This is a genomic window from Tsuneonella sp. HG249, assembly GCF_053819205.1.
Genome location: NZ_JBSOQY010000001.1, coordinates 1928409 through 1938538, shown reverse-complemented (window position 1 = coordinate 1938538; position 10130 = coordinate 1928409). Strand labels below are relative to the sequence as shown.

At 65.0% G+C, this 10130-nt stretch carries 11 protein-coding genes; 6 read left to right on the top strand and 5 right to left on the bottom strand.

The annotated features are described in order from the left end of the window. The first annotated feature begins 17 nt into the window (after nucleotides 1–17). Genes ACWPM1_RS09830 through ACWPM1_RS09810 form a run of 5 tightly spaced genes read left to right on the top strand, consistent with a single transcriptional unit; the run spans nucleotide 18 to nucleotide 6601 of the window. On the top strand, nucleotides 18–713 hold the full coding sequence (locus ACWPM1_RS09830) for an OmpA family protein (protein ID WP_455694650.1): 696 nt from the start codon (nucleotides 18–20) through the stop codon (nucleotides 711–713). Nucleotides 714–730: 17 nt separating this feature from the next. Beyond that, nucleotides 731–2125 (top strand): TolC family protein, encoded by a 1395-nt coding sequence (locus ACWPM1_RS09825; protein ID WP_455694649.1) that lies wholly within the window; start codon nucleotides 731–733, stop codon nucleotides 2123–2125. A gap of 38 nt (nucleotides 2126–2163) precedes the next feature. After that, the gene (locus tag ACWPM1_RS09820; RefSeq protein WP_455694648.1) at nucleotides 2164–4293 is read left to right on the top strand and encodes an ABC transporter transmembrane domain-containing protein; all 2130 of its coding nucleotides are present in this window, start codon (nucleotides 2164–2166) and stop codon (nucleotides 4291–4293) included. Continuing rightward, on the top strand, nucleotides 4290–5342 hold the full coding sequence (locus ACWPM1_RS09815) for a cell wall hydrolase (RefSeq protein ID WP_455694647.1): 1053 nt from the start codon (nucleotides 4290–4292) through the stop codon (nucleotides 5340–5342). The genes ACWPM1_RS09820 and ACWPM1_RS09815 overlap by 4 nt, the downstream gene beginning before the upstream one ends. Continuing rightward, nucleotides 5339–6601 (top strand): HlyD family type I secretion periplasmic adaptor subunit, encoded by a 1263-nt coding sequence (locus ACWPM1_RS09810; RefSeq protein WP_455694646.1) that lies wholly within the window; start codon nucleotides 5339–5341, stop codon nucleotides 6599–6601. Before ACWPM1_RS09815 ends, ACWPM1_RS09810 begins: the two co-directional genes overlap by 4 nt. Nucleotides 6602–6611: 10 nt before the next feature. Here ACWPM1_RS09810 and ACWPM1_RS09805 read toward each other — a convergent pair whose 3' ends face one another. Further along, nucleotides 6612–7214, bottom strand: a complete 603-nt coding sequence (locus ACWPM1_RS09805) for a transglutaminase-like cysteine peptidase (RefSeq protein ID WP_455694645.1) — start codon at nucleotides 7212–7214, stop codon at nucleotides 6612–6614. Nucleotides 7215–7338: 124 nt separating this feature from the next. On the opposite strand from ACWPM1_RS09805, the gene ACWPM1_RS09800 reads away from it, so the two are divergent. Continuing rightward, on the top strand, nucleotides 7339–7479 hold the full coding sequence (locus tag ACWPM1_RS09800) for a hypothetical protein (RefSeq protein ID WP_455694644.1): 141 nt from the start codon (nucleotides 7339–7341) through the stop codon (nucleotides 7477–7479). A 234-nt stretch (nucleotides 7480–7713) separates the two neighbouring features. On the opposite strand, the gene ACWPM1_RS09795 is transcribed toward ACWPM1_RS09800, so the two are convergent. The 4 genes from ACWPM1_RS09795 to ACWPM1_RS09780 are packed head-to-tail and all read right to left on the bottom strand — an operon-like array spanning nucleotide 7714 to nucleotide 10101. Beyond that, on the bottom strand, nucleotides 7714–8178 hold the full coding sequence (locus ACWPM1_RS09795; protein WP_455694643.1) for a helix-turn-helix domain-containing protein: 465 nt from the start codon (nucleotides 8176–8178) through the stop codon (nucleotides 7714–7716). Beyond that, the gene (locus ACWPM1_RS09790; protein ID WP_455694642.1) at nucleotides 8175–8864 is read right to left on the bottom strand and encodes a hypothetical protein; all 690 of its coding nucleotides are present in this window, start codon (nucleotides 8862–8864) and stop codon (nucleotides 8175–8177) included. The genes ACWPM1_RS09795 and ACWPM1_RS09790 overlap by 4 nt, the downstream gene beginning before the upstream one ends. A 44-nt stretch (nucleotides 8865–8908) precedes the next feature. After that, a complete protein-coding gene (locus ACWPM1_RS09785) occupies nucleotides 8909–9661 on the bottom strand; it encodes a hypothetical protein (RefSeq protein ID WP_455694641.1) in 753 nt (250 codons plus the stop codon). Beyond that, entirely contained in the window at nucleotides 9658–10101 is a 444-nt protein-coding gene (locus tag ACWPM1_RS09780) for a hypothetical protein (RefSeq protein WP_455694640.1), read from the bottom strand. The genes ACWPM1_RS09785 and ACWPM1_RS09780 overlap by 4 nt, the downstream gene beginning before the upstream one ends. Nucleotides 10102–10130: the final 29 nt, after the last annotated feature.

Sequence of the window (10130 nt, the reverse complement as noted above, 5' to 3'; positions counted from 1 at the left end):
CGAGGGGTGGGTAGACTATGACGAAAAGGCTTGTTTCAACGGCGGCACTAGTCGCTGCGGCGTGGGCGCTACCGGCGCATGCGCAGGATAGCTCGCTTGCGGGGCTCGACCTTGGGTCTCTACGGACCGAAATCCAGCAACGCTACGACGCGGGCCTGGCGATGTCGGTCGATCCCGCGATCGTTTCGGCGAACGATTCCCGCTATATGTGGGCCAACGAGGCGAAGACCCAGTGTGGCATCGCCCTAGGCTACCTAAAGTCGGGTACCCGCGACGAGGTCAGCATCGGCAAGTGCGAAATGGCGGCACGGTTCATGAACCGTGTCCCGGCGCCGATGCCGGTCGCGGTCGCTCCCGCGCCGCCCTCCGAGGTATGCAGTCAGCGCCTGCCGGGGATCGTTTTCTTCGAATTCGATGTCGCAACACTGCCGGCGGACGCCAACCAGACGGTCGAGTTCGTTTCACGTAACGCCGCTGCCTGCGGCTGGACCGCATTCGACGTCATCGGCCATGCGGATCGCGCCGGTTCCGATGCTTACAACGTAGGTCTGTCGGAACGCCGGGCACAAGCCGTAGCGGCTCTGATGTCGTCGATGGGCATCCCCTCTTCGGCCATCACTACCGGGGCAAGAGGCGAAGAACAGCCGCGCGTCCCGACCGAAGATGGGGTTCGCAATCCGCAAAACCGCCGGGTCGAAATCGGCGTTCGGTAACAGTTCGAGGGGTTACTATGGGCAAGTTCACTAAATCGATCGCAACGGCGATCCTGATGGCGTCTACCGCTACGGCGGTGATCGCGCAGGATCCCGGTCCGGTCTCGCTTCAGGAAGCCGTCGCGGTTGCGATGAAGGCCAACCCTGAGATCATTCAGGCACAGATGAACACGGAGGCGATCCAGGCGGAGCGTCGCCAAGCCCAGGGGCTTTACGCGCCTCGGGTCGATCTGGAAGCTTCTGCCGGCATCCGCCGGCTGGAGAACCAGACTCGCCGCACGCTCAACATTGCCGACGAGGAGCTTTACCCACTCGAGGTCGGCGGTGTGATCGACTGGACGGTGATCGACTTCGGGCGTCGCCGTGGCGAACTGCTGCGGCAGGCTGCGCGTGTCGACGGGGCTTCCCTGAGAGTTGTCGAACGGTCAGAGTTCATTGCGCTGCAGATCGCTCGGCAGTACTTCGACGTGTTGCTCCAGCAGCGCGTCGCTGCGGCTTCGGCCGACAATGCGACGTTCCACCAGATGCTCGTCAACGATCTCGGCAAAGGCGTCGAACAGGGTTCGATCAGCATCGCCGACCGTCAGCAGGCAGAGGAACGCCTGCAGTCGGCTCTCGTACGGCAGACGGAATCGCAGCAGGATCTCCAGGATGCGATGATCCAGTTGCAGCGACTGACCGGCCTCGACATCACGCAAGTGGTAGTGCCGCCGAATCTCGGGGCTGCTTTGCCGCCTAGCCTTGAGCAGGCAGTAGGCCTCGCTCGCACCCGTCACCCCCGCGTGCGCGAGGCGATGGCCGACGTGGACGCCGCCACGGCGCAGGTAAAGTCTGCCGAAGGCGACCTCTATCCCACTATCGGGCTCGAAGTTCGCGGCCGATATGGGGACGACATCGACGGCTTCCGGGGCGAGACCAACGACGTCCAGGCGCGGGCAGTCTTGCGCTGGAACGTGTTCGATGGCGGCATCAATCGCGCCAAGGTGCAGGAAATGGTACGCCGTGCGAGCCAGGGCCGCTATCGTCTTCACGAGTTGCAGCGTGAGGCGGAAGCCGACGTGCGCACAGCGTGGACGACGATGTACAGCCAGAGCGATATCGTCAGCAAGGTAGAGCGGCAGAGCCAAGTCAGCGATGACCTGCTGCTTTCGTACCGCAGCCAGTTCAATGTCGGCCGCCGTTCGCTGCTCGACGTTCTCGATGCCCAGAATACGCGCTACAATACGCAGGTTCGGCTCGAAACGTCGCGCTTCTCACAGTTGTTCGCACAGTATCAGACGCTGGCTGCGGTCAACAGCTTGCTGGACGCGCTTCAAATTGCTCCCGGCGCTGGCGCCGGGATGGCCGAACGCGAGCGGTTCGACTTCGGGCCGCCGCCACCGGCAGAGCTGCAACGCCGCGTCTATCCCTAAAAAGGGGTGGACCGGTCGCGCGGAAATGAAAGATGAAGATGGGTGCTGAATTGATCGAGGGGGCGGTAGCCGACCCTCTGGTGGAGTGCGTCGTCGAGCTGTCGCGACGGCTCGGCCCCTCGCTCGATCTTGCGCGTTTGGCCTATCTGCCGCGGGACGGGGAAGGGCGTTTGCCCGGGCACCAGGCCGAGGCCGCCCTAGAAATAGCGGACATCGGCTTCGAACCGCGTGTCCGCAGGCGCTTGCCAGCTCAGCTGTCGGACTATCCGGCGCTGATCGAATTCGCGCCCGGCGAGTTCGCCCTAGCGCTCGACCGGCGCGAACGGGATATCCTCGTCTGGCGCCCATTTGCGGGCGAAAGCTGGGAGCGGTACTCGACATTGAAGTCCGCGCCGGTCACCCGGTTCATCTCAGTATACGGCGACCCGGACAAGCAGCGTGCGGACGAAGCGCCGTGGCACGCCAAGGGACGCGGGCACTGGTTCTGGGGTGAACTGCGCAAGGAATTTCCGGCGTTCATGCCGGTGTTTGTAGCCTCCGTGGTGATCAATCTCGTCGCGGTCGCGCTGCCCCTGTTTTCGATGAACGTCTACGACCGGGTCATCCCCAATCGCGCGCAAGCGACGCTTTGGGTGCTGGCAATCGGCGTCATCATTGCCTTCACGCTCGAGTTCCTACTCCGTCGCGCGCGGACGGCCGTCATCGACGAGGTATCCCAGCGTCTCGACCTCAAGCTTTCGCAGAAGATATTCTCGCGATTGCTCGCGACGCCGCTCGATAGCCGCCGCGGGCACACCGGTTCGCTGGCCGCGCGGGTGACCGAATACGCCACGGTGCGCGACTTCTTCGCGTCGACCACAGTCGTGCTGGTCGTCGACGTATTCTTCCTCTTCGTGTTTGTCGGCGTGATCGCGATCATAGCCGGTTGGCTGGCCCTGGTTCCGCTGGTGATCATCGCGGCCATGGCGGTCGCGGGGTGGGTCCTTCAGCGGCGCGTGGTCGAAGCGGCGCAGGACGCGCAGGCCGACATCGGACTGCAGCAGACCCTCCTCGTCGAATCCCTCACCGGAATCGAGACGCTAAAGAGCGTTGGCGGCGAAGGCGGCATGATCGGTCGCTGGCGGCGTTTGGCCGAGCTCGGATCCCATTCGCAACAGAAGCTCCGCGACATCAATTCACTCGCGATTAGCCTCGCACAGGTGTTCCAGCAGGTTTCGACCGTGGCGCTCGTTATCGGGGGGTACTATCTCTTCGCTTCCGGCGCGATCACCATGGGGGCCATCATCGCCGTGGTCATGCTGGCTTCGCGTTCGCTCGCGCCGGCCGGGCAAATTGCGTTTCTCTTAACCCGTGGGCGCCAGGCGAACGAGACGCTTGCGAGCATCGAACGACTGTTCGACGGCGAGGACGAGCGACGCCGGAGCGGCACCTTGGTGCTGGGCAAGATCAATCGCCCGGCCTTGCGCCTGGAAAACCTCTCGTTCCGGTATCCGGACGCATCACAGTCGGCGCTGGACGGGATCGACTTCTCCATCGCGCCCGGCGAGCGTGTCGCGGTCGTAGGCCGGGTCGCGTCCGGTAAGTCGACCCTGGGCCGCGTACTCTGCGGGCTCTATGTTCCCAGCGATGGTGCATTGCTTGTCGATGGAGTCGACAGCCGGCAGTACCGCCCACAGCAATTGCGCGAAGCTTTCCGCTATGTGGGCCAGGACGCCGCGATCTTCTCGGGATCGGTCAAGGAGAACCTGGCTCTTGGCAATCGGGATGTGGGCGATGAGCACCTCGTTGCCGCCTTGCGGGCGACGGGCGCCGACCAGTTCCTGTCGCGCGACGCGGGGGGCTTCGATCGCGCGGTAGGCGAAAGCGGGCGAGCATTGTCGGGCGGGCAGCGCTCGTTCCTGGCGCTCGCCCGCGCACTTGTCAGCCCGTGCGAGCTGCTGTTTCTCGATGAGCCGACCGGGGCGATGGACGCGCAAACCGAGCAACTATTCGTCGAGCGATTGTCCCAGTCCCTTACAGAAGGCCAGACCTTGGTCATCTCGACCCACCGGCCGGCCCTTTTTTCGATATGCGACCGCCTTATCGTACTCGACAACGGCCGCGTTGTTGCCGACGGCCCGATCCAGGAAGTTATCGCGCGATCGGGCGTGGCAGGACGGACAGCATGAACACTTTGGCACTCAGCACCGACGGCGCACAGCTCCACCTGAGCAGACGTGCGCCGTGGCCGAAGGCCGCTTTGCTGCTCGCGATTGTCGCGGGCGCGCTTGGTGCCTCGTCGTTCATCCCCCCGGAGCAGTCGGCAAACGCCGCCGTGCCGGTCAGCGACATGATGCGCCGCCAGATCTCGACCATGTCGACCGGAATGGATCAGCCGATTGTGGTGACCGGCGACAGCGCGGTGGAGCGCAATGCGCTCATCCCCTTGAGCGCGCTCCCGGTCGGAAAGCTGAGCCGGTTCACCGCCATCGGCACGAGCACCGACGCTTATGCCACGGCGCTGAAGTGCATGACGCAGGCGATCTATTACGAAGCCGCGAACGAGCCCGAAGCCGGGAAACGGGGGGTTGCGCAGGTTGTCTTGAACCGCCTGCGACACCCGGCTTATCCGAACTCCGTCTGCGGGGTAGTCTACGAAGGCTCCAACGCGCGCGTGTGCCAGTTCAGCTTCACCTGCGACGGATCGCTGCTTCGCGCGCCGATGGCGCGCCAGTGGAACGAGTCCCGCCGTATCGCAGCTGAAGCTCTCGCCGGCGCCACCGAGCCCTCGGTAGGCACAGCGACCAACTATCACGCGGATTACGTCGTGCCGCGCTGGGCCTTCACGCTCGGCAAGCTTACGCAAATCGGGCGCCATATCTTCTACCGCCTCCCCGGCCGGGTGGGCAGTGAAGCGGCCTTCGGCGACCGCTGGACGGGCGTGGAACGGATACCTTCACTCGATCTCGGCCGCCTGCGGGCGGCGCTCGACGCCAAGCTAACCGAGGAAATCGAGGTCGATCCGATCGCGACTTTCGTCCCAGGCCTTACCGTAACGCCCGACGAAAAGGATCGCCATGCGGCGAGCGATGTCGGCGGCCGGCTCGACACCACCACCGCCTGGCGGCTGTCGATCCCAGATCCGGTCGAACTTAGCAGCACATACAAGCGCGCGCTGTCGAGCCAGACAACCGCGGGCCAAAAGGAGGCCGCTCCGACGCAGGAGCCTGTTTCGTGACGTTTCGCGAGCGGTACGAGAACTGGGACGCGAGCCGTCGCCTAATCGCCGTTTCAGCGCTGGGGCTTCTTTTGCTGCTGGTCTGGGCGGCGTTCGCCCAAGTCGATCAGGTGACGCGCGGGATGGGCAAGGTCATCCCATCGAGCAAGGCCCAGCTGGTTCAGCCTGCAGAGCCGGCAGTCATCAAGGAGATACTCGTCCGCGGCGGCCAGACGGTGCGGAAGGGTCAGTTGCTCGTGCGACTGGATGACGCGCAATCGTCATCGGAGTTGGGGCAATTGCGCGCAGAGACCGAGCGCCTGGCCATTCGGGCCGATCGGCTCCAGGGCGAAGCGACGGGGGGCGGGCTGGGCTGTGAGGGAGATGAGTGCGCCGAGGAGCGTCAACTGCAGCGGGCGCGCGTGGCGACCGCTCAGTCCCAACAAAGCGCGTTGGCCGCTGCCGTCGAGCAGCGGCGCCGCGACTTAGGCGAAGCGCAAGCGACCGCGGCTTCGCTGGAGGACAGCGTTCGTCTTGCCCGACAACAGGTCAACATGCTCGCGCCGCTGGCGGCCAAGGGCATCGTTCCCCAGACCGAACTTTTATCGGCTCAGCGCGATCTGGTGGATGTGCAAGGCCGGCTCTCGGCCGCGCGACAAGCCGCGGCCCGTGCTTCGGCGGGGATCAGCCAGGCCCAGGCAGACCTCAGCTCCGCGCGCCTCGATTTCCGCCAGCAGGCTCTAAGCGAGCGCAGCGAACTGCAAACCAAGATCGCGGTCAATGAGCAGACCATCCGCGGCGCTGCTGCGCGGCAGGAACGCAACGCGCTGCGCGCGCCGAGCGACGGGATCGTCAACGACGTCCAGATCACGACCGTAGGCGGCTTCGTCAACGCGGGCGAGAAGATCATGCAAGTCATTCCGGTGGGCGACAAGCTGCTCGTCGAAGCGCGGATCGCGCCAAGCGATATCGCTTTCATCAAGGTCGGCGACACGGCCAACGTCAAGGTCACGGCTTACGACTTCTCGATCTTCGGCGGGCTGCGGGGCAAGGTGCAGCAGGTATCCGCTGACAGTATTTTCGACGAAGTGGAGCGGCAGGCCTATTACACCGTGCTGATCGAAACCGATCGTTCGTACATCAACAAGGGCGGGCAGCGGCTGCCCATCGTCCCCGGGATGATTTGCGACGTGGAGATAATCACCGGAAGCCGGAGCATTCTGACTTACTTGCTGAAACCGATTGAGAAGGCCTTCGACATGGCGCTGACGGAGCGCTGAAGGCCGGGGCTTAGACCCCGTGCAGCCAGCTGACCTGGTTACCGAAGCTCAGGATCGGACGGTAGTCGTGGCTCGGTGCCGCATCGAGCACCTCGTCGGTCGCGTTGTCGAGGAGCCGGTATCCGGCGTCGGTTTTCACGATCAGCACAGCGTGATCGGCATTCCGCACCAGATCGCGCGCGATCGTTAGGATCATGTCGTCGCGCGAGAAGCCGGCAGCCGCGAGCATCTGCATCTTGACCAGCGCGATATCTTCGCAGTCGCCTTTTCCGGCTTTCAGGGTCTTCCTCGCACCGGCCCAAAAGTCGCTGACGCCGTACTGGTCGCGGTCCTCAGCATACCGGATGCGGTGGTTGACCCAGCGGTTGACGGTGGCCAGCGACTGCTCGCGTGAAGCGGGCAGGGCACCGACATGCCGGCGCGCGGTGCCCGCCGACAGCTTCTCGCCACGAACGCGAATCCAGTCCTTGTCGAAGGTGGTGCGGCCGATGCGAATGCGCTTGCTCGAGAGAAAGTCTTCCGGATCTTGAGTCGGGATGTCGAAGGGCGCCAGCATCCCCGGTCCACTCGCCGTGCGCGTGGCCGCGAAGGCGGCCTCACAAGGGACTGTCATCGGCGCAATTGGCCCGAGTCCGGGCGTAAGCGGCAATATCGGCCGTTGACCGGCGGCGAGGAGCGTCGGCGATTGGGACAGGGGTGCTGCCTGTTGCGCCCGGATCGCGTCGAGCGCGCTCGGCATGCCCCCGAGAATCGCACCGGCCTTCGCGAGCGCGAGGCTGGGCGCCGCAGCAGCGGGAGAGAGCGGCAACGCGGGCATCGTGCAGCCGGACGCTGGCGAGATCGAAGAGCGTCCGGGATCGGTCGCGGTCGCCGCGTAAGCTGGCATTGCGATGCTTCCCACCGCCAATGCTGCAAGCCCCGCCAGTGCGTGGCGAACGGGGATACGGCGGATATGATCTCTGACCATGCCACCCCGATTAAGGGTGAGCGGTAAGGACGAGCTTCCAAAACGTGGTTAATGGCCCGGTAACCGGCCCGCGGAACGGCCGTGCATGGATCGAAGATATGCGGCTGAAGGTCCGCCTAGCTCGATCGTATCTTCGCGCAAGCAATCAGCCGGAACGCGGAAACCCCGCAACGGCCGAAAGAGAAGGTGCAAATCTCTCAGTAGCATCTGTCACCGAGGGCGGTCGCTCCGGATCGACGGGTCGCCCATAGGAGACCACAATTGCCACATCGTGCTCGCTGATTCCGGCCGCTTTCGCGATGCGTCGGCGGCAGTCGGCAACGACATAGGTCACATCGGACCGCCGTGCGGGCTTCTCGAAATGGAGCACCGACGGCGAAATGCCCAGTGAGCGCGCGATGGTCTCGAGCTTATCGGACCTCGGGCGCGACCGATCATTCTCCCACGACCAAACCGTCACCTTGGAAACCCCGACCTGTCTCGCAAGATCGTTGAGGCTCATCCCGGCACCCTGGCGCGCTTGGTAGATGCGATCGCCCAGCGTGCGCGGCGGGCTGCTCGTATCGTTGATTGCTGCATCCATGGCTGGGCCGATCGCGACTGCGATCACTCCGTCGGGGGAACAATGACGTTGGGAATGCCCAGCCGTTGCAGGATGTCCGCCAGACCGCTGCCCTCGTCAGGCTCGGTGGGGGTCGGCTCCGCCGGCTGATCCGTCCCGGAAAGGTAGATCGATGCCAGCTCCTGATAGCTCTCGAGGTCGGCGTCCGGTTGCTCGCCGCCCGCGATCTTGGCGCGCAGCATGGTGAATGATCCCGGCTGCGTGTCGCGCATCTCGCGTTGTTCGGCGAGCAACCGCTGCTCCGGGCTCAAGGTGGCGGGTTGGGGGGCATCGAACTCGTCCGCCCGCAATTCGAGAATGCGCAGGCACTCGAGGTAGACACGCCGGGCAAGTTGCGGATCGCAGCGGTCGGCGCCGCCGATGCGTTGAACGCCACCGGGCTGGCTGTCCTTGGCATTGGAGACTGCACCGGTCAGCGCCGTGCGCGATTGCGCCGTGTCGACGAGTTGCCGCATCGGCGCGGCGCTGTCTGCGGTGGAAACCTGGCTTGGCATCGCGCCGGACGGTTCCGAACGGACCGCCGTTCCCAGCGTGCGGTCGACCGACTGCTGTGGCATGGCGGCGGACCCGCTTCCCGGCACTTGGTCTACGCGGAGTGGTTGTTCGGGGGCGGGCAGCGCGAAATCGTCGAGCCGCACCCGGTCGCTACGGTCCTGCGCGACGACGGGTGACACGGCCAGAGCAGCCAGGGCAAACCCAAGTCTGGCGACCGGGCAGTTCACCGCGTTTGCGTGACGAGTAGGGCCTGTCCGGCCGGCTGCGTGATTTGCAGGTTGGACAAGCCCGAACCGGTCTGGGTCCAGGTCAGTTGGTTGTGGCCGTTCTGCACCGCGGTCATGGAGCTGTCCGAGCCGTCTTGAGTGAGCCGGGCCATGTTGTTCTCGCCATTCTGTGTGAGCTGCATGGTGTTGCGGTCCCCAAGCTGCATGGCTTGCACGCCGGACGTCGCCAGGCCGCCATTCTGCGTAACGGTCATGGCGTTGGCAATGCCGTCCTGCGTCAAATAGGCGACTTGCGTCCCCGCGCCCGACTGGTCGAGCCGGGCCGAGTTGCCACTGCCGCGCTGGTCGATGGCCGCATAGTGCGCCCCGCTGCCGCTCTGATTTGCACTGGCGGTGTTGCGATCTCCGGTCTGAGCGATGCGCGCGTACTGCGTGTTGCGGCCTTGGTTGATGGTCGCGCGGTTCGCGTCTCCGACCTGGTCGATGAATGCGCCGCGCCCGGAGCCCCGCACGATGGCGAATGGCTCCGGCTTCGGGTCGTACTTCACCTTTTCCCCGGCGTTGCCTTCGGGGCTGGGGTTGCCGTTGTTGCCGTTGCAAGGGTTCCCGGTGCCCTGGCCGCCGCCGGACGTGCAGGGCGCGCCGGGAGTTTCTTTGGCGGTATCGGCGTGCGCGGCGGGAGCCAGCGCCAGCGCTGCCAGGATCGAGCCAAGGGGCGCGATCGCGCGAAGGTAGGTTGAACGCTTCACTTGGGCTCTCCCTGCGCCGGGCCCTGGCGGACGACGACCCGGTTGCCGTTGCCCGATTGGCTGACGACGGCACGGTTGCCTTCGCCAGCTTGATGCAGGTGGGTGGCGTTGCATTCGCCGCCCTGGACGACGTCGGCGTGCGCGGAGGCGCCGCTCTGCTCGATCGAGAGACTTCCGCCCAGACCCTGCTGGACGGCGACCGCGGCGTGATCCTTGCCATGCTGCCCGATTGCGACAACGCCGTCGGGATCGGTTCGGGTCACGGACGCGGTGCTGCCGTCGCCGGTCCGAATGATCGTCGTGCGTCCGTTATCTGCCTGCCCGGTCATGGCCCGATCTCCGCTTGAATAAGGGCAGGAGGCGGACGCTCCCTGCACAGCCGCCGGAGCGCCGAGCGCCACGGCGAGGAACGGGAGGTATCCGAGAATGCGGGTGCTCATCGATCCTGTCCTACTCTCTTAATTGGTTG